17 protein-coding genes and 2 tRNA genes are annotated in these 18,715 nt (G+C 65.7%); 7 read left to right on the top strand and 12 right to left on the bottom strand.

Features of this window, described 5'->3' with window-relative positions:
* The first annotated feature begins 39 nt into the window (after nucleotides 1-39).
* Nucleotides 40-1,137, top strand: coding sequence for a class II histone deacetylase (locus tag ACOQPH_RS15720; protein ID WP_420622269.1), 1,098 nt, complete (start codon nucleotides 40-42; stop codon nucleotides 1,135-1,137).
* Here ACOQPH_RS15720 and ACOQPH_RS15715 read toward each other — a convergent pair whose 3' ends face one another.
* Genes ACOQPH_RS15715 through ACOQPH_RS15690 form a run of 6 tightly spaced genes read right to left on the bottom strand, consistent with a single transcriptional unit; the run spans nucleotide 1,138 to nucleotide 6,602 of the window.
* Entirely contained in the window at nucleotides 1,138-1,548 is a 411-nt protein-coding gene (locus ACOQPH_RS15715; protein WP_420622268.1) for a RidA family protein, read from the bottom strand.
* Nucleotides 1,549-1,553: 5 nt separating this feature from the next.
* Nucleotides 1,554-1,874: a hypothetical protein gene (locus ACOQPH_RS15710; RefSeq protein ID WP_420622267.1), complete on the bottom strand. Its 321-nt coding sequence runs from the start codon at nucleotides 1,872-1,874 to the stop codon at nucleotides 1,554-1,556.
* On the bottom strand, nucleotides 1,871-2,881 hold the full coding sequence (locus ACOQPH_RS15705) for a fumarylacetoacetate hydrolase family protein (protein ID WP_420622266.1): 1,011 nt from the start codon (nucleotides 2,879-2,881) through the stop codon (nucleotides 1,871-1,873). The genes ACOQPH_RS15710 and ACOQPH_RS15705 overlap by 4 nt, the downstream gene beginning before the upstream one ends.
* A 30-nt stretch (nucleotides 2,882-2,911) precedes the next feature.
* Nucleotides 2,912-3,883 carry a 3-carboxyethylcatechol 2,3-dioxygenase gene (gene mhpB / locus ACOQPH_RS15700; protein ID WP_420622265.1) on the bottom strand — a complete coding sequence of 324 codons (972 nt, stop codon included), beginning with the start codon at nucleotides 3,881-3,883 and terminating at the stop codon, nucleotides 2,912-2,914.
* Entirely contained in the window at nucleotides 3,880-5,220 is a 1,341-nt protein-coding gene (locus tag ACOQPH_RS15695; protein WP_420622264.1) for an aminomethyl transferase family protein, read from the bottom strand. Before ACOQPH_RS15695 ends, mhpB begins: the two co-directional genes overlap by 4 nt.
* Complete coding sequence (locus ACOQPH_RS15690; RefSeq protein ID WP_420624370.1) at nucleotides 5,217-6,602, bottom strand: aspartate aminotransferase family protein; 1,386 nt, start codon at nucleotides 6,600-6,602, stop codon at nucleotides 5,217-5,219. The genes ACOQPH_RS15695 and ACOQPH_RS15690 overlap by 4 nt, the downstream gene beginning before the upstream one ends.
* Before the next feature lie 184 nt (nucleotides 6,603-6,786).
* Between ACOQPH_RS15690 and ACOQPH_RS15685 the strand changes: the two genes are divergently transcribed.
* Nucleotides 6,787-7,722 (top strand): response regulator transcription factor, encoded by a 936-nt coding sequence (locus ACOQPH_RS15685; protein WP_420624369.1) that lies wholly within the window; start codon nucleotides 6,787-6,789, stop codon nucleotides 7,720-7,722.
* 71 nt (nucleotides 7,723-7,793) lie between these two features.
* On the opposite strand, the gene ACOQPH_RS15680 is transcribed toward ACOQPH_RS15685, so the two are convergent.
* A complete protein-coding gene (locus tag ACOQPH_RS15680) occupies nucleotides 7,794-9,056 on the bottom strand; it encodes an ATP-binding protein (RefSeq protein WP_420622263.1) in 1,263 nt (420 codons plus the stop codon).
* Nucleotides 9,057-9,209: 153 nt separating this feature from the next.
* Nucleotides 9,210-9,294: transfer RNA gene (locus ACOQPH_RS15675), tRNA-Ser, on the bottom strand.
* A 92-nt stretch (nucleotides 9,295-9,386) separates the two neighbouring features.
* Between ACOQPH_RS15675 and ACOQPH_RS15670 the strand changes: the two genes are divergently transcribed.
* The 3 genes from ACOQPH_RS15670 (at nucleotide 9,387) to ACOQPH_RS15660 (ending at nucleotide 12,083) form a co-directional block, all read left to right on the top strand.
* Nucleotides 9,387-9,477 (top strand) — tRNA-Ser (locus ACOQPH_RS15670).
* 97 nt (nucleotides 9,478-9,574) lie between these two features.
* Nucleotides 9,575-11,248, top strand: coding sequence for a chloride channel protein (locus tag ACOQPH_RS15665; RefSeq protein WP_420622262.1), 1,674 nt, complete (start codon nucleotides 9,575-9,577; stop codon nucleotides 11,246-11,248).
* Between the two features lie 55 nt (nucleotides 11,249-11,303).
* Entirely contained in the window at nucleotides 11,304-12,083 is a 780-nt protein-coding gene (locus tag ACOQPH_RS15660) for a nitroreductase family protein (RefSeq protein WP_420622261.1), read from the top strand.
* A 165-nt stretch (nucleotides 12,084-12,248) separates the two neighbouring features.
* On the opposite strand, the gene ACOQPH_RS15655 is transcribed toward ACOQPH_RS15660, so the two are convergent.
* Both ACOQPH_RS15655 and ACOQPH_RS15650 read right to left on the bottom strand, forming a co-directional pair.
* Nucleotides 12,249-13,097, bottom strand: coding sequence for a sulfurtransferase (locus tag ACOQPH_RS15655; protein ID WP_420622260.1), 849 nt, complete (start codon nucleotides 13,095-13,097; stop codon nucleotides 12,249-12,251).
* Nucleotides 13,098-13,177: 80 nt separating this feature from the next.
* Entirely contained in the window at nucleotides 13,178-13,927 is a 750-nt protein-coding gene (locus ACOQPH_RS15650; RefSeq protein ID WP_420622259.1) for an MBL fold metallo-hydrolase, read from the bottom strand.
* Between the two features lie 290 nt (nucleotides 13,928-14,217).
* On the opposite strand from ACOQPH_RS15650, the gene ACOQPH_RS15645 reads away from it, so the two are divergent.
* Both ACOQPH_RS15645 and ACOQPH_RS15640 read left to right on the top strand, forming a co-directional pair.
* Nucleotides 14,218-15,390: an acyl-CoA dehydrogenase family protein gene (locus tag ACOQPH_RS15645; protein ID WP_420622258.1), complete on the top strand. Its 1,173-nt coding sequence runs from the start codon at nucleotides 14,218-14,220 to the stop codon at nucleotides 15,388-15,390.
* A 67-nt stretch (nucleotides 15,391-15,457) separates the two neighbouring features.
* Nucleotides 15,458-16,903: a DUF4349 domain-containing protein gene (locus ACOQPH_RS15640; protein WP_420622257.1), complete on the top strand. Its 1,446-nt coding sequence runs from the start codon at nucleotides 15,458-15,460 to the stop codon at nucleotides 16,901-16,903.
* A 66-nt stretch (nucleotides 16,904-16,969) separates the two neighbouring features.
* Here the strand turns inward: ACOQPH_RS15640 and ACOQPH_RS15635 are convergent, their stop codons facing one another.
* Complete coding sequence (locus tag ACOQPH_RS15635; RefSeq protein WP_420622256.1) at nucleotides 16,970-17,476, bottom strand: hypothetical protein; 507 nt, start codon at nucleotides 17,474-17,476, stop codon at nucleotides 16,970-16,972.
* Nucleotides 17,473-18,579, bottom strand: a complete 1,107-nt coding sequence (locus tag ACOQPH_RS15630; protein ID WP_420622255.1) for a helix-turn-helix domain-containing protein — start codon at nucleotides 18,577-18,579, stop codon at nucleotides 17,473-17,475. Before ACOQPH_RS15630 ends, ACOQPH_RS15635 begins: the two co-directional genes overlap by 4 nt.
* Nucleotides 18,580-18,715 lie beyond the last annotated feature (136 nt).

The following is an 18,715-nucleotide window of genomic DNA, read 5'->3' as shown; positions in this document are numbered from 1 at the left end:
CGCGCTCACAAGAGCGAGACCTCTGAAACGGAGCCAGCCATGACCACCGGATTCGTGTCGGCCGAAGAGTACTTCTGGCATGACACCGGGAGCGGTTGGGTGCTCCCCGCCGACACCGCAGCGCTGCAGCCCTTCCAGCACCCTGAGAATCCTGAGACCAAGCGGCGTCTGCTGAACCTGTTGCGCCGCAGCGGCCTGCTGGACGAGTTGACGCTCATCGAGCCTCGTCGAGCGACGGTCGAAGACGTCGCGCTCGTGCACAGGCGTCCCTACATCGACTCGATCGCGGAGATGTCCCGTGACAGCGGCGGCAACGCCGGAGGCTTCACGCCATTCGGGCACGGCAGCTACGAAACGGCCCTCCTGTCGGCCGGTGGTGCTCTCGCTGCTGTCGACGCGGTGCTTGACGGCACGGTCGACAACGCCTACGTCCTCAACCGACCTCCAGGCCACCATTCGCTGCCCGACACAGGGATGGGCTTCTGCATCTTCAACAATGCCTCCATCGCTGTCCGCCACCTCCGACGGCGCCGCGGCGTGGGGCGGGTCGCGATGGTCGACTGGGACGTGCACCACGGCAACGGGCAACAGGCCGTGTTCTACAGCGACCCCGACGTCCTGACCCTGTCGGTCCATCAGAACCTGTGCTTCCCGCCGAATTCGGGGTATATCACCGACCGTGGTGAGGGCGCCGGCAACGGCTACAACCTCAATGTCCCGCTCCCGCCGGGCAGCGGCCACGGGGCCTTCCTCGAGGTGTTCGACCGGGTCGTGATCCCGGCCCTGCACCGGTTCGGTCCTGAGTTCGTGGTCGTCCCGAGCGGATTCGACGGCGGAATCTTCGACCCGCTCGGCAGGCAGCTGGCCTACAGCGAGACGTACCGTGCGCTGACTGCGGAGCTCCTCACCGCTGCCGCTGAGCTATGTGGCGGACGGATTGTCATGACGCATGAGGGGGGCTACTCCGCGCCGTACGTGCCCTTTCTCGGCATGGCAGTCCTGGAGGAGATGTCGGCGATCCGCACCGGCACGGAGGATCCGTTCCTGCCCATCGTCGCCGGGACCGGAGGCCACGACCTCGAACGGCATCAGGACGAAGTCATCTCTGCGGCGGCGGCCCTGGTCGACGATCTGTGATCAATCCGCGAGGTAGGCCACGACGTCGGCGGTGACGCGTGGCGGGGAGTCATCGGGGGCGACGCGTGTGTGGCGGGCCGGGCGATCGTCGGGATCCGGGAATGCCGCCAGCCAGGAATCGTTGATGAACTCCTTGGCCTCGGCCCGATTGGCGGCGAAGTTGATCTTGACCACGTCGGGCCAGCCGCTGCCTGCGTTGGCAAGCAGCTCTGCCATGTGCGCGAAGATGTTGCGCACCTGAGCACCCAGGTCAGCGGGGACGGCGTCAGTGCCGGCATCGAATCCGGCGATGCTCCCCGACATGATCAGCGGTCCCACCCTGGCGCCCATCGGGATCGGGTTCTGGTGCGCGTACCCGTTGATCTCGATGGCTTGCCGGTGGGATCGCTCGACGCGTGCAGGGTTCACCATGTTCCTCAGCTCCAGATCGTGCTCGGTACCGTCCGGTCGGGCCCTGCGGCCCACGCGGCGGACGCGTGGACGTGCCACTCGAAGTCGGCCTGCCAATGGACCCCGACCAACACCATGGCCAGCGCGGACAGGTACGGCCCGAGGTTGGAGTCGAACCGGCAGTGCTGGCCTAGGGCTTGGGCGGTCTGGGCCAGGCCCGGTTTGGTGAGCCAGACCCGTAGCGGGCCCTCGACGACACCCCTGGGGCCGGCGGCAATAGCGTCGAGCGCCCGCTGCTGGGCAGCAGTCATCGAGGTTTCGTCGAAGATCGGAGGCCGTTCGTTCACGATCTGCCGGAAGCGATGTCGACGCCCGTGTCGATGTGGTCAATCGGGTTCTCCAGCCGACCCAAGCCATCGATGGCGATCCCGATGGTGCCGACCACCTCCCCCATCAGGACGCTCTTGTGACCGCGTGGGAACCGACCCTGGCCTTTGCCCGTCGTGCCGAAGGAGATGATGTCGCCCGGTTCGAGCGTGAAGTAGCGGCTGGCTTCGGCGATGCAGGCCTGCACGCTGAAGCGATAGTTCGACGTGTGATCGACGGTGAACACCTCACCGTCGAGATCGGCGGTGATCGTGACATCGTTGGGATCCAGGATTTGATCTGCGGTCGTCACCCACGGACCGATCGGTCCGAACGTGTCGGTCCCCTTGGAGCGGGCGTGGTACACGTAGTACGCGTCACGGTCGTCGGGGCCGTGCAGGTTGCGCCAGCGGTAGAACTCGGCACGGGCCAGGTCCGGTTCGTAGGAGATGGCCACGCTGTCCAGTCCGAACTTCAGACCGTGCGAGGTGACGTCGTTGTGGATCGCGAAGCCGAACACGTAGTCGAGCGCGCACTCCTCGGAGATGTCGCGGGCGCGGCTGCCTATCACCGCGCATATCTCGGGCTCGGGGATCACCGCGCCCCACGCCGGGTCGATCTCGATGGGCTTGCCGTGTCCCTGCATGGCCGATGGTGCCTTGAGGAAGAAGTTGGGGACACCGGGGTCGACGTGTGCTTTGCGCATGAGTTCGACGTTGTTGAACGCCACGCCGAGGATCTTGGACGGTCGTGAGACCGGGGGCAGCCAGTCGAGCGGGCCGTCCAGTCGCGCGACCGAGTCGATTGCCGGCTGGAGCGCTGCCAGCTCATCGCCGCGAGGGCCGTTCTCGATCAACTCCAGAAGCGACGTTGGCGGGGCCTCGACGCCCGCGGCCCGGCACACTGTCTCGAACAGCCGCGCCTTGCCGTCGCTCCCAGCGGCAACGACCCTGGCCAGGCCGTCGACTGAGGCGGTGCCGAGCTTCATGGGCGGTCCTCTGCGACGGTGGGGGCCCGGTCACCCGGCATGGATGACCCCGGCGGCGATGCCGATCTCGAGCATCTCCGCGTAGAAATCGACCACGGGCGGCGCCCCACCGGCCGACCGGTTGGCTGCACACGCGGCGAGCCAAGTATGGAGTTCCATCCAACCGATCCCGCCCTTGTCGACCATGGCCTCGGGTTCCCAGCGATCGGCCTCATCGAGGGCGTCCTCGGTCACGATCCGCAGGAACTGGCGGTCGACCACGGGGTTGAGCTTGATATCCGTCCTGGTTCGGGAGCCATCGACGAGCATGTGGGCCCCTTCGATATGCATTTCCCGGAGCCGTTCCAGCCATTCGTCGGTGGTGAATGTGGACTCGCCGGCCTGGCCGGCGAGCTGGTAGGCCGAGACCTCCGGTGTCGATGAGCCGTAGGCGGGGTAGTACCGCGTCGGGTTGTGGGACATCCCACCCGAAGCCACCAGCAACACTCGCAGGTCCAGAGCCGCAGCGAAACGCCCGACCGCCTCACCGAGCAGCCGCGAACGCCGGAACGGCACGAAGGGTCGGGTGATGCAGTTGATGAAGACAGGGACCACCGGTGTTTCTGCCACACCTCCGGTGAGGATCGTCAGGGTCTGAGAGATGGCGTGATCGACCCTCATGTCGTAGGACACCGCAGGGTCGAGGTCCTCGTGCCGCAAGTGTGCAACGAGGTCCAGCGCGAGCTCATGGGGAACATCCAACTCGCCGGGAAACCCGCCGATGTCGTCCACCGCAGCGGCGCGGGTCCCGACACAGAACGCGGGCATGACATCCATGAAGAACCCCGAGAAGTGATCGGAGATGAACGCGACGATCACGTCGGGTGCCATTTCTGCGATGGCATCACGCCGTTGCGCCAGCGCGGCCTCCAGCGCACCCAGGTCAGCAGGTGGGCGTGCATAGCAGTACAGCAACGGCGAGTGCGAAGCGCACACCATCGACACCGCGCTCGTGTCAATCATCCCAGCGCGGATTCCGTCATCGTGGCCCGGATCTCGAACTGCTCATGGCGTTCGACGGTTGGCTTGTCGGTCCCACCGTCGGGTTCGCCCCATACCACCGTGACTTCTTGGCCGAAGTCCACGGCATCTCCTTCGATGATGCCGATCGAGAACCAACCGCCCGCCGCGAAGGTGTACGCCGAGTAGATCGACAGGCCAATCGACTGGCCGTCTACCAGCACGGTGTCTCGAGGGCACGACGAGTAGTGACCGGCCGGTGTCTCCAGGTACTTGTAGGTTGGCCCGGGCGCCAGCAGCGACCCCAGGATGGTCAGGACGTCCTCCGGCTTCCAACGGAGCCAGACCTTCCGGCGGTGGTTTCCTGCATAGCGCTTCTCTGCTAGAGCGTGGCTACCTTTGAACTCGCGATCCCAGTCAATAAATCGGTGATAGCCGAGGTCCCAAGGGTCCAGGTAGTAGTCCTCGATGTCGTTCGAGACGTAGCTGCCGCCGATCGAGAGCGTGGCCTCGTAGCTTGTGTCAGGGAGCCATCGCCGGTACGCGGCCATGTCGCCGTCACCCGTGTAGACCGCCGGCAGGACGGCCCCGACCCAGCCCGACTGCGGCCCGGCAGTGGAGTAGACCCGGCCGCCGCCGCGGCGCAGACCGTGGGCCTCGCCGGCCTCGGTCACCGCAGCCAGCACGGCCTCCCGGTCGGCGTAGTCCCCCCAGAACTCGAGGCCGGGCGCGCTCGCCATCCCGTGGCGCAGACCCCTGCACGGGCGTCCTGCGATGGTGAACTCGCACATCTCGAAGAACCGCGTCTGCGGCAGTGGGCCGCCGTTGACGACCTCGAGGATGTCGAACGCGTTCGGCCCCTGGATCTGGAAGCGGTACATGCTGCGCTGCCAGTCGTCTTCGAGCACACGGCGATCCACCTCGATTGAGATGTCGTAGTCCAGGGTCTCTGCCGCGTAGCAGATGTAGTTGGCCGCCGACGGCTTGCCGACGATGTTCACGACCCTGCCGGGCTCGTGGAAGGCCACGGCATCGCCGATGATGCCACCGTTGTCGGCACAGACCACCAGCTGGATGGCGCGCAGTTCGTCGAAGTTGCCGAACTTGTTGAGCGCGATGGCCTCCAGGAACTCGATGCGCTCCGGTCCGCGCAAGTGCACGTCGGTCATGTGGAACGATTGATCGAACAACACAGCAGACTCAACCCAAGCGCGTTGCTCATCTCGCCAGTTGGTGTGCTCGCTGGGCACTGGGAACTCGTAGAAGCCCGCGGGCGCGTTCCTGAAAAGCGACACCACGTCGTCGGCAGCATCGAGCTTGTCCTGCAGCGACCCACTCATGAGCCGCCCGTCGTCGGAACCGTGGCGAGAACATCGACCAGCGCATCGATGGCGGCGTTCATGTGCGCCCGAGTGATCACCAGGGGCGGCATGAGTCGCAACACGTTGCCGTAGCGCCCGCACGGCACCATCACAATGCCTCGTCGCATCAGCGTTGCCGCGACACCGCCGACCGATTCGGGATCGAGCGGTTCGCGGGTCTCGCGGTCCACCACGAGCTCAACGCCGATCATGAGACCTCGACCGCGCACCTCACCGATGACGGGGATGCTCCTCATCGACTGAGCGAGCCGATCCATGGTCTCCTTCCCCACCTCCGCGGCACGCTCGGCGAGACCATCGCGACGAATGATCTCGATGTTGGCCGCACAGACTGCCGCCGACAACGCGTTGCCGGCGAACGTCTGGGGCTGGGACTGCGGCTCAAGCTGGCTGCCCAAATCCTTGCGAATGATCACCCCGGCCATCGGCAGATCACCACCTATGCCCTTGCCGAAGGTGATCATGTCCGGCTCCACTTCGCTGTGCTCGATGGACCACATCTTGCCGGTGCGGCCGGCTCCGGCCTGCACCTCATCTGCGATCAGCAGCGCACCATGCCGATCACAGGCAGCCCGCACCATCTTGAGGAACTCGGGCGCCGGTGCCACGTAGCCGCCTTCGCCCTGAACCGGTTCCACGATCACCGCGGCGACGTTGTCTGCGGCCGTGTAGGGCGTGTTCAAGAGGTGGTCGAGGTATTCCCCGCAGACCTCCTCGCAGGTCTTGTCTCCGATCGGGAGAGGGAACCGGTACGCGTAGGGGTAGGGCGCATGAATGACACCGCCCATAGTGGGGCCGAAGCCGAGCCGAAATCGCTCGCCGGTTGTCAGCGCCTTCGACGCATGCCAAACACCGTGGTACGCGCCATGGAACGCCACGATCTGCTCGCGGCCGGTGACCATGCGGGCGAACTTGACAGCGGTCTCCACTGCGCCGCTCCCGCTCTGGCAGAAGTAGCTCAGGCACTGGCCGCCAAGACCGGGGGGAGCGATGGCGGAGAGGAGTTTCGCAAGGCTGCTCCTACGGGTGTTGGAGACATCGGACGCATGCATTAGCTGCGCCGCCTGTTGTTCGATGCACCGCACAACCTCTGGGTGTGAGCGTCCCACCGAACTCACCGCGACCCCGGCCGAGACGTCGATGAAGATGTTGCCGTCGGGGTCGGTCATCGTCGCCCCTCGACCCGAGTCGAACACGAGTGGCAGATCGCCCCCACCGCGCGTCATCGACTCGAACTCGATCGACAGGTCCAAGACTCGTTGTCCGATGGGACCCAGCCCGTCATGGAGGATTCGCGGTGCATCAAGTTCGGAGAGTCCCGCCAACGCTTCTTCTGAAATCACGTGTCTCCAATCGTTGCCGACGGATGAGAGGCACAATTGTTGCCTTGGCCCCGGCGGCCGCGTCCCGATCATCGCGGTTCGCGACCGTCCTGTTATCGGTCAAGTGACCGACCCTACGGCTCCTGCCGACTCGAGCGGCGCTTGCGTGACGCGCGGTGGTGTCTCTAGGTTTGGGTTCGTGATGTCGGAAACCGCTGCGAAGACGATCGGGGAGATCTCGAACATCGTGACATCCGGCGGACCCGCTCTCGACCGGATTGAGAGCGTCATCCACTCGCTACGGCCGATCATCCCCCACGTCGCATACCAGGTCGGCATCGCCATCAATGGCAGACTCCACACACTCGTCAGTCGGGGATATGACGACAGGCTCCTCCAAAGGTTCTCCACCCGCGAATGGTTCGCCGAGGCGCGCGACGTTGCGGGCAGAGAGGCGGTTCGCCAATGCGACGTGAGCCTCGACGCCGTACCTACCATACGCGAGTACCTTCACCCTGCGGGCTTCAACGAAGGCATCACGTACGTCATGTGGTCGCGGAGCGGCAAGATCCTCGGCGCGGTCAACCTCAGCTGCGCAGACACCCAGGACGTCACGCCCGAATCCTGTCAGGTCGTGACGGCGATCGGCCCTGCCGTGGAGAACCTCACCATCGAGTCTCGGCTCCAGTCCAGCGCCGAGACCCTCTACTTGGTGCACGAATCCGGATCAGTACGCCTCCAACAAGGCACGCCCGACGCGGACGAACGTTGGGCAGTGGAACGGAGGATCGCGGAGTTTGGGGGGAACTACCCTGCCGGCACGTTCATGATGTCCGTAACCCCCGGCTCGTCGGCCACCCACCGCCTCCATGTGGTGCCACTCTCCCGATTCGGGCCGATCCCGACCCGCGCTGCTCTCGTCCTGAAGCACGCGATCACGAACGAGCTGACGCCACGGGAGGCCGAGGTGCTCAGCCTCGTCGGCCGCGGCATGTCCAATCCCGAGATCGCCGAAGAACTCGGCATCACGAGGCGCACCGTCGCCACCCACCTTGAGCACATCATCACTAGGCTCGGCGTGGCGAATCGAACCCACGCGGCTGTCGAGGCAGCTCGCCGGGGCCTGCTCAGCATGTAGCCCCGCGGGGTCGTGGAACAACGACACGCGAACGTTGAGTGCCGTCTGCTTCCCGACGCGGTCCAAGTCAGCTAGGCCCACATGGTGCTGATAGGGCAGATGTGGAGTCGGTCACCGACGGTGTAGCGCTGGTCGCCGGTGTGCAGAAGGATGCCAGCACGAAATGCGCCCGGAGCAGCGGCGTCGATGCGGTCGCGCAGCCACTCCACGTGGCGCAGCTGAGACACGTTGGGCGAGGTCGTCGCCTTGATCTCGACCGCCACGACCGCGCCGTCGGAGCGTTCTAACACGAGGTCGATCTCGTGCTGTTGGTGGTCTCGATAGTGGTGCAAGCGTGGCGCGGCGCTCGACGCGGACAGGCTGCGAGCAATCTCGTTGACGACGAAAGTCTCCAGCAGGGGGCCCGCAGCGGGCGACGTGGGGACCATGAGCGCACTTGCGTCGAGTCCCATCAGGCCAGCAGCCAGGCCGGTGTCGGTGATGTGAACTTTCGGCCGCCGCACTGCCCGCGCGGTGAGGTTGCGCGACCACGATGGCAGCAGGTGGACAAGAAACACGGTCTCCATCCAGGCCAGGTATGACCCGATGGTCGCCCGGTCGAGGCCCAAGCGGCTAGCGGTGCCTGCCACGTTCAGCTCGCTGCCGCTGCTGGCCGCGACCCACCTCAGCAGCAGCCCCAGAGCGGCTCGTCGGCGCAAATCGCCCAGCGCAACGATGTCGCGTTCGGTCACAGTCTCGACGTAGCTCTCGAACCAGTCACGCCGCAGCTCGTCCGGCAGCGTCGACGCCTCGGGGTAGCCGCCGCGGCACACAGACTCCATGTAGTCGCGACGGGTCATGGCCGCCGGCCGTGCCGATGCATGCAACGTGTCGCTTTCGTCGCCAAACCACGCCTGCACCCTGAACGGGGCGGACCTGTTCAGCTCTGCCTGGGAAAGCGGCCACAGGTGCAGCAAGCGGACACGGCCGGCAAGCGACTCGCTGATAGAAGGAACCGTGAGGAAGTTCGTGGAACCGGTCAGCAGGAAACGGCCCGGCGTCGAGTCGACATCGACAGCCTGCTTGACGGCCCGCACGACCCGGTCTCCGCCGAGCTGGATCTCGTCGACGACCAGCGGGTGGTCCTGGTCGAGCAAGAAACTGCGGGGGTCGGCGAGGGCGGCCTGCCGGGTGGCATCGTCGTCCAGCGATGCGTAGGTGCCGTCACGCTCAGCGGCAACCATCCGGGCCAGCGTTGACTTTCCGCATTGGCGCGCACCGTGGAGCACGACCACTCGGAAATTGTCCAAGGCTTCGCCAACCCGCGGCATGACGTGTCTCGGAACGAGTTGCATACCTTCAAGGTACCGTTCAACACTGTTCGTCAGCAGATTTCCTCACCACTGATCTACATTTTTACCCTGTACTCACCGACAGTTTTCTCGTTGGCCGAGCGACATTTTGCAGGCAGAGAATGCCGACACCAGCGGAACGGGTGCAGCTGTGAGCGGAGGGAGGGGGATTCGAACCCCCGGAGGCTTGCGCCTCAACGGTTTTCAAGACCGTCGCAATCGTCCACTCTGCCACCCCTCCGCAGGCCAACCTACCGGCGGGGCCATCGCGGAGGCCAGGGGCTCGGCGGTATCTTGTGGCCGTGCGCCTGCCGCCCGCGGCTGGTTGCGCGTGGAGAGGTGGCCGAGTCCGGTTGAAGGCGCTTCCCTGCTAAGGAAGTAACTGCCGCAAGGTGGTTCGTGGGTTCGAATCCCACCCTCTCCGCACCCGAAATTTCGTCACCACCAGGCTCCCGCTTAGGGCTCGCTGGTCCAGGACTCGTACGGCGACGACCGGTTGATCCTTGTAGACATGATTCGGCATGAGAAACCGGCTGCTGCGCTTCGCCTCGTATATCGCTGTGGGCGTCGTCACCGGCTTCATCGTGGCGATGGTCGCGGTGCTGAGCGAAAAGGTGCTGCTCGAACAGGTGCTGGACCTGCCGGCGTGGCAGCGCGTGATCGCTCCGGCCCTCGGACTGTGGGCTGCGGTGCTCATGCTGCGCTGGGCCAACGCCGGCCGCCGGCTCTCGCCGTCCACCTCCGAGGAGTACATCCGGGCCTTCCACGACCGCACCCATCCGATGCGGTTCCGCGACCTGCCGTTCCGGCTGGCGGCTGGCATCGCCACCGTCGGATCCGGTGGCGCGGTCGGCCTCGAAGGTCCGTCCATCTATGCGGGCGCCACCGCGGGGAGCGCGATCCAGCGCGTCGCCCGGCGGCTGTTCCGCAACCGGGAGGGCTACGCACTGCTGGTGGCCGGCGCCGCCGCGGGCGTCAGCGCCATCTTCCAGGCGCCCGCCACCGGGGTGCTGTTCGCACTCGAAGCGCCCTACAGGAGCGATCTGGGCCGCCGGGCGCTGCTCCCCGCGCTGCTCTCGAGCGCCTCCAGCTACGTCGTGTACGTGCTGGTCACCGGCTTCGACGACCGGCCATTCGAGATTGGCACCGAGATGGTGCGGGTCGGGTTCGGCCGCCAGGAACTGCTGGGAGCCGCCATCGTGGGCGCCCTGTGCGGGCTCGCAGCGTCGGCGTTCTGCCGTGTGCTGGGAGCTGCCAAGCAAATCCAGGAGTCCGACCGGCCCTGGTGGCTGGTGGCGCTATGCGGCGGCGGAATCCTGGTGGGACTCGCCGTGCTCTGCGAGTTCCTGTTCGAGGAGCCGCTGTCTCTGGGCCCGACCGCCGAGGGAGAGCTGGTGAGCTGGTCGCTGAATCCTGAACAGTCGCTGGTACTGCTGGGGGCGCTGCTGGCGGTGCGCGTTCTGGCCACCTCGACGGTGCTCGCATCGGGCGGCGTGGGCGGCGTGTTCATCCCGCTGGCCGTGTTCGGGCTGATCGTCGGGCGATTGGTGGGCGGCTGGATCGAGCTGGGGCCCGAATCGCTGGCGTTCTTCCCCTTCATCGGCGTGGCCGCCTTCCTGGCAGCGGGCTATCGCACCCCGCTCGCAGCGGTGATGTTCGTGGCCGAGTCGACAGGTGCGCCCGCATTTGTCGTGCCTGCCTTGGTGGCGGTGGCCGTGTCGCAGGTGCTCATCGGAAACTCCTCGGTGTCGCAATACCAGCGGGACAGCCGCACGGGGCACCTCGAGCGGCGCCTGGAGATGCCGGTTAACTCGGCGATGTCCACCGATGTGCCCACGGTCAGTGCCGACGCCCCGCTGGCGGACTTCGTGTGGGGCATCGCGCTGCCCCGCAAGCAGCTCGAGGCCATCGTTGTGGGACCCGAACGGAACTTCCTGGGTGTCATCCGGCTCAGCGATTCCCGCGATGTGGATCGCAACGACTGGATGTCGGTCACGTGCGGCGAGGTGATGACCACCGACATCGAGCCGGCACGCCCGTCGTGGACACTGCGCGAAGTCACCGAAGCGATGGCTGACGCCGATATCGAGCTGTATCCCGTCATCGACAGTGGCGGGCGGATCGCGGGCGTCGTCACCGAGAACGCCATTGTCAAACTGGTGGACTTCCTCAACGAGACACAGGGCGGCCGATGAGCTCGCCCCGCCAAAGCAGGCAGATGATGAGCGCGGCCGACAATGAGCGAGGTCGATGATGAGCGAAACTGAGTCCGGAACTGGGGCTAGGTCTGACGGCGGGGCTGCGTCCGGCGCTGAAGCTGGGGTTGGCGCCGGGCCGCTCGGGCTGCTGGAAGGCCTGGCGACCACCCGGGCCATCCGCCGCTACCTGCCCGACCCGATCCCCGACGAGGACCTGGCTTCGATCCTGTGGCACGCCAGCCGAGCTCCCAGCGGTTCCAACCGGCAGATGTTCCGCTTTGTCGTGCTGCGCGACGGCCCAGTTGCGCGCCAGGCGAAGGCTCTGCTGGGGCAGTGCTTCCGCGACGGCTGGAATGCAAAGCGCTCCGGCGACGGCTACACCGAAGGCTCCGGCTCCGCCGACAACTCGCCCAAAGCTCGTATGGCCCGCACCATGCAGCACTTCGTCGATCACTTCTCCGAGACGCCAGTGGTAATCCTGGCGTGCCTGGTGCGCTACCGGAAGCCCACGTTCACCGAAGGCGCTTCGGTGTTCCCAGCCGTGCAGAACCTCTTGCTGGCGGCACGGGCGCTGGGATACGGCGGCGTCATCACTGGCTGGCACCACGACGTCGAAGACGAATTGTGCGAGCTGCTCGGCATTCCCGAGGGCGTGGCGATCCATGCGACCATCCCGCTCGGCCGGCCCGCTGGACGCCACGGCCCGGTGCGGCGCCGGCCATTGCGCGAACTCGTCTTCGAGGACCGCTGGGAGCAAGAAGCGGCCTGGGCCGCCGACCCGCCCGACGCGCAATTCACCTCGGCCGGCCCGCCACCCGGCTCACCGGTCTGAGCCGCCACGCTTTCTGTGTGCAGATTTGCCGCCTGAAGCGGCTTTTCTGCACAGAATCGAAAGCGCCCGCCAAATTCGTGCAGAAATGCCGACTGAGGCGGCTTTATTGCACACAGGTGAGGCAAGACGGTCCTGACAGCAGTCGCGTCGGCGAGGCCGGGGCGCTCACACAGTCTCGGCAGGGCGGTCGGTGTGGCTCCACTGCGACCACGACCCGACATACAGCCGTGGGCGGCCCAACCCGGCGCGCTCCATGGCCAGCGCGTCCATGCAGGCGCTGACGCCTGAGCCGCAGTACACGACGGTGTTGTTGCCGACGCTCTCGGCGGCAGCCGACGCCAGGGTTTCGACGCCCTCAGCTTCGTAGCGAGCGCGCAGCGTTTCGGGGTTGGCGAAGCGACCCTCGGGACCGAGGTTGTCGGTCATCGGCACATTGACCGCGCCGGGAATGTGCCCGGGGCGCGGATCGACCGGCTCGGTCTCGCCGCGAAAGCGGTCACCCCCGCGTGCATCGATGAGCACAACCTCGCGGCTGGTGCCGGCGTCGGCCGCTCCGTCGATATCGACGAACGCCCTCTCCGGCCAGGCCCGCATCGGGCACCCGCAAGGCGCCCGCACATTCGGCGCCGTCTCAGTGCTGCCAGTCCACGATCCCAGCCCCCCGTCGAGCAACGCCGCATCGTGGCCGAGCACTCGCAGCATCCACACCATCCGTCCCGCAGCAGTGCCGTTCAGGTCGTCGTAGGCCACCACCGGGTCATCGGGGCTGATACCGAGGCTTCCCAGAGATGCCGCGAAGGTCTGCGCATCAGGCAGCGGATGGCGGCCGTGGGCTGGAGCACCATGTGCAGACAGATGCTCATCCAAGTTCACCCAGATGGCCCCGGCAATGTGACCAGCCAGGTAGGCGTCGTGGCCTGATCGCCCGTCGAGATACCAGCGCACATCGCAGAGCACGATGTCGTCGCGGCCCGCAATCTCGGTTGCGTCCACGACGGGCGGAAGCGGCGTCATAGCTGCTGGGAGCCTCAACCCCGCCCGAACATCATCAGCCACTGCGCCACCATCACACCCTCGGCGCAGAACACATCACATCAACCCCGCCCGAACATCATCAGCCACTGCGCCTCGCTGCGTGGCTTGAACACGTAGTTCATCTGGCGGGTCTGGCCCATCGTGGCGCTGGGCTCGAACGAGTAGCGGTGTCCGGGGAACAGCACGGTGGAATCGGGCACCTTGGCGAGCGTGTCGTGCAGCGACCGGTACATCGCAGCGGGGTCGCTGCCGGGCAGGTCCATGCGGCCGCAGCCGTCGAGGAACAGCGTGTCGCCGGCAACGAGCGCCCCTGCCACCAAAAAGCACTGGCTGCCGGGCGTATGCCCAGGGGTGTGCAGCAGTTCGATGTCGATGGCCCCCACCGACACAACGTCACCCGGCGCGTGCAGCTCCATGTCGTTCACTGAGATGCCCGTGGTTTTGCGTACCAGCTCGGCTTCGGGTGCCTGCAGGTGGATCTTGGTGCCCTGGCGTTCCAGCAGCTGGGCCACGCCTTCGATGCTGTAGCCCATCATGTTCCCGCCGACGTGGTCGGCGTGGAAGTGCGTGGCCAGCACACCGGTGAGCGCCATGTCGTCTTCGGCGAGGATGTCGAGCAGGTCATCCACGGCGTAGGCCGGGTCCACCACAACGGCCTCGCAGGTTTCGCGGTCGCCGATCAGGTAGGAGAAATTCACCATCTGGCGGGCGATCGGGTCGCTCGTGGCGAAATCCTGACCCGACAGCAACTGGCGAAAATAGAGCCTGCTCCCGGTGGGCGGCGGCGTCACCTGCGGGTCCTCGGACATAGCAGCGCACAGTACTCACAGACAGCGCAGATTGGTCACGGCCCGGTGCTCTCACCATTTGCTTTCCGCTCTTGTTCGCTGCGCTGATGGGCCGCTCGGGCCACGGCTTCGCTGTTCACATCGTCGCGTGACCACCTTTGGCATTTGCCCGCTCGGCCTCTTGGAAGGCCACGAATCGTCTGCGGCGGCGGGCAACGCGGCGAGCGTCCCCGATGTCGGATGCGTGTCTGTTCGGCGACGATCCGAGCGGCTGGCTGGCTCGTCCTTCGCCAGCGCGGCAGTATTTGCCCATGAGCCAAACGCCCGCCCCGTTGTCGGACTTCTACGAAATGGACGAGTTCCTCACCGATGAAGAGGCCATGATCCGCGACACCGTCGCCACCTTCGTGGCCAAGGAGTGGGATCCGATCGTAGGCGACCACTTCGAGGCGGGCACCTTCCCGATGGAGCTGATCCCGACGATCGCCGACATGGGCCTGTTGGGCATGCACCTCGACGGCTACGGCTGTGCGGGCGCCTCGGCCATGGCCTACGGCGTGGCCTGCCGTGAGCTGGAGGCCGGCGACAGCGGGCTGCGCAGCTTCGTGTCGGTGCAGGGGTCGCTGTGCATGTTCCCCATCTGGCGTTACGGCTCGACCGAGCAGAAGGAGACGTGGCTGCCGCGTATGGCCGCCGGCGAGATCATCGGCTGCTTCGGGCTGACCGAGCCCGACCACGGTTCCGACCCGGTCTCGATGACCACCCGGGCGGTGCGCCGCGACGACACCTGGATCCTCAACGGGGCCAAACGGTGGATCACCAACGCCGGGCTGGCCGACCTGGCCATCGTGTGGGCCAACACCGACGACGGCTTCCGCGGCTTCCTGGTGCCCACCGACTCGCCTGGCTTCGAGGCCCGCAAGATCCAGAACAAGCTCTCGCTGCGGGCCTCGGTGACCGGCGAGTTCTACATGGACGATGTCGAGGTGCCCGAGTCGATGCGGCTGGGAGATGCGCTGAGCATCGGAGCGCCGTTGAGTTGCCTGTCAGAAGCCCGCTTCGGCATTGCCTTCGGGGCTGTGGGTGTGGCCCGCTGTTGCTACGAGGCGGCGCTGGACTACCAGCTCGAACGCCCCCAGTTCGGCAAGCCACTGGCCAGCTTCCAGATCAGCCAGATCAAGTTCGCCGACATGCTGACGTCGATCACCAACGCCAACCTGCAGGCAATGCGCCTTGGGCAGCTCAAGGAACAGCACCGGCTGCGACCGCATCACATCTCGATGGCGAAGCGGCACAACTGCCGGGTGGCCATCGATGTGGCCCGCACGGCTCGGGCGATGATGGGCGCCAACGGGGTCTCGACCGAATATGCGCCGATGCGCCACGCGGCGAACATGGAATCGGTCATGACCTACGAGGGCACCGAGGAGATCCACGGGTTGATCCTCGGCCAGCAGATCACCAACATCCCAGCGTTCCGTTGACGACTACGGCGGCGGACGTCCGACGCGGGGCCAACGGGTCCCGCACCACTCAGCATCAGGAGACGCCATGACCGCCACCACGCACTACGAACCCCGTCGAACCGTGGCCGCATGGTGGCAATGTCTCGCAGTCGCTGCTGTCGTGCTGCTGGCAAGCACCGCATGCATCGGGAGCGGTGACGACGACAGCGACGCGTCCACAGTGTTCACAACGGCGGCCGCGGCCGCCGACGAGCCGGCTAGCGATATGGAGTTCATGTCGGAAGAGGGCGACTTCGACATGGCCGACGATGACATGGCGGAGGAAGAAGAGATGTCCCTGGGTGGGGCGGCCGCTAGTGCGGAGTCCGCAACAGTGCGTCGAACCGCAGCAGACAGCGCCACCGCTTCGGGCGGCGCGCTGGCCGTTCCCGCCGATTTGGGCCGGGACATCATCTACACCGCCTGGATCTCGGTGGAGGCAATCGATGTCTCCGCTGCTGCCGCCGAGGCGACATCGATCATCGAGAGCGTGGGCGGCTTCACCTTCGCCCAGCAGACCTCCACCCGGGGCCGTGCGCACACGACACTGACGTTCAAGGTCCGTCCCGACCAGTTCGCCAATGCACTCCAACGCCTCTCGGGTGTCGGCGAGCTGATGGAGCAGAACGTGAGCGCTGAGGACGTCACCGACATTGTTGTCGACCTCGGCAGCCGCATCGGCACCGCAGAGATCAGCGTGGACCGGCTGCGCGAGTTCCTCAGCCGGGCCGAGGACGCGAAAGGCGTCGCCGAGCTCGAACGCGAGCTCTCCGACCGCGAAACCAACCTCGAACGGCTTCGGGGCCAGCTGCGATCGCTGCGGGATCGAGTCGACCTGGCCACGATCACGTTGAACATCGACGAGGCCGCCGCGGCAGTGCCCACGTCTGCGCTGACGATGCGGGCGTGGCTGAGCGCGGGCGACGAGGACCCCTGCCTCGGGTTCACCGAACTGGTGGCACCGCCCGAAGGCGACGTGAAGTTCTGCTTCGAGCTGGAGAACAAAGGCGAAACGACTCTCACCGATGTGCGGCTCAGTTCGGATGCGCTTCGCTTCGCCATGGGCGACCTGAGCGTGGTCGAGGGCACCGACATTGAACGCATCGAGCCTGGCGACCGCGTGGTCACCACCCTCACCGAGCCTGTCAGCGAGGGTCGCATTGCCGGCCGTGTCGCCACCCGCGGCCTCGACGTCGATGTTCAGTTGCGCGCCGTGCCGGTGACCGACGCCGGCGACGATCTGGCACAGCTGGCTCGCACCGTCGGGCTGTACCTGTACGTCGAAGAGGACAACTCGCCGCCCGGCTTCGGCGATGCGCTGAGCGGCGGCTGGGATGCGCTCGTGACCGTGGGCAACGGGGTGCTGCTGATCATCGGCGCTCTGCTGCCGTTCCTGCCGGTCATCGCGATCGCCCTCTGGGTGGCGTGGTGGTGGCTGCGCCGCCGCCGAGCCCAGCGAGCTGTCACCAGCGGAACTGAGCATCAAGGCTGATCCGGACGACCTGCCGGTTCTGAAGTCGTCAACGAGCGTCGACCGGCGATTCCTGTAGAGCGAAAGTCACGCGACGAGAGCCGCGCTGTCTCGGGGGAGATACATGCCTGCCGAACGGAGCTGATCAATCAGCGTTATGGCGGCAGATCGGTCAAGGAGTTTCGACGTCACACCGAGCTGGATCAGCCATAGCGACCCGTGAACATCTATGCCGTCTTGCTGCGCGATATCCCGAGCACGGGATTCGTCGATGATGGCCGTGCCGCCGGTGCTTGCGCACCACGCGAGAACAGCCGCCTCGCCGAGATTCTTGCTCGGGCCGCCGCCCAATTCCCGCTTGTAGCGAGCGAACGATGCCAAGTCGCTTGCCGAGAGTTGAACGTTTTCGATCCACGGCAAGTTCAGCGCGTCTCGAAGTTCGGGATGAGCAGCGACGCCTGCAGCGAGTTCGTTCAGCACCTCAGATGGAGCGACACAACGGAACGATTCCACCATCTGCTCAAGAAGGTCCAACTCTCCCGCGAGGGCGAAATAGTTCAACGCGGTGGTGTCGAACACCAACTCCCGCGTCACTCAACCGATCCAAACTCCCGTCGATACACCTCGGCCGACAGTTCGACTTGGTCTGGCAATTCCGCGACGGTCAGTGTTTCCCAGAGAAGTTCCGCCGCGCGCTCGGCGGTTAGCTTCCGGCGCCTATATGCCGAGAGCACACGCCGCCCGTACTTGGGAGGCACCGCGGGTGCCTCCAACTCTGGTTGCCACCGCTCGCCCAATTCGATGAAATCGACACGAGAAGGCGGTTGAGCCACCAAGTCCTCATATGAACCCGCATCCACGAGTCCGGCGTTGCGCAGCTGTGCACACACGGCCGTCCAGCTCAGCCGAAACCGCACGCCGGCAGCAACGGCTGCAAGCCGCACATCGGCTGAGAACTCTTCAACGAGCGATCGCGCATCGCCGAGCGGCAGCAACAGGTGAATCGCGAAGGCGTTGATCAAGCGCTCGGTGTCGTCTTGAGGCGAGAGTCGGACTTCTGGTGCATAGGCGTCCTGAAAGACATGGTGCCCAAGTTCGTGTGCGAGATTGAATCGACGTCGCCCGGGGTCCATCTTGCCGTTGATCACCACCACGCCAGCGTCCTCGACAGCAACGTATGCAGCATCGCCGCCGTCGACGCCAAGGTTGAGCGAGAAGACGAATAAGCCGATTCGCTCAGCAAGAGCTTGCAGATCACGCAGCGGGCCATCGGGGACTTCGAGATGTCGTCGAAGTGCACCTGCCGCTCTCGCTGCGCCGTCCACGGACTCAGGTGGCGCCTGCACAAACCGTTCGTACTTCGGCAGCTCGTCCAACTGATGCAGGTAAGCAATGTCCCGGGCAATCCAGTCGACCCTGGCATCCAGCGGCGCCGACAGCCCGCGAATGTTCGGGTCAGAGCGCCTGCTCACCACCGCCGGGGGGGATTCCAAGAAGAACCAATCCACCGGACGACGGAGAGACTCCGCGAGACGGACAAGTTCGGCGGCACCGAGCTTGCGAGAGCCGGCCTCAATCTTGGCAATGACGGTCCGACCCAAGTCACTGACCGCCGCCAACTCGGCCTGCGTCATTCCCGCAAGCTCACGTGCCTCAGCTACCCGGATGCCGAGGTCGCTTGCTGTCTCGGTCTTCACTGTGCCATATTCGCACATTCGAGACTGATTTCCACCCTCGGATGCGACGATTGCTTGCTCTCGGCAAGCGTCATGAGCTGATGCCAAACGAATCGGACACATTCGGACTTCGTGTTTGATGTCCGTTTATGTCCGA

This window comes from Candidatus Poriferisodalis sp. (assembly GCF_965221945.1).
Taxonomy (GTDB): Bacteria; Actinomycetota; Acidimicrobiia; order Acidimicrobiales; family Poriferisodalaceae; genus Poriferisodalis.
This window is presented reverse-complemented; position numbering and strand designations above follow the sequence as displayed.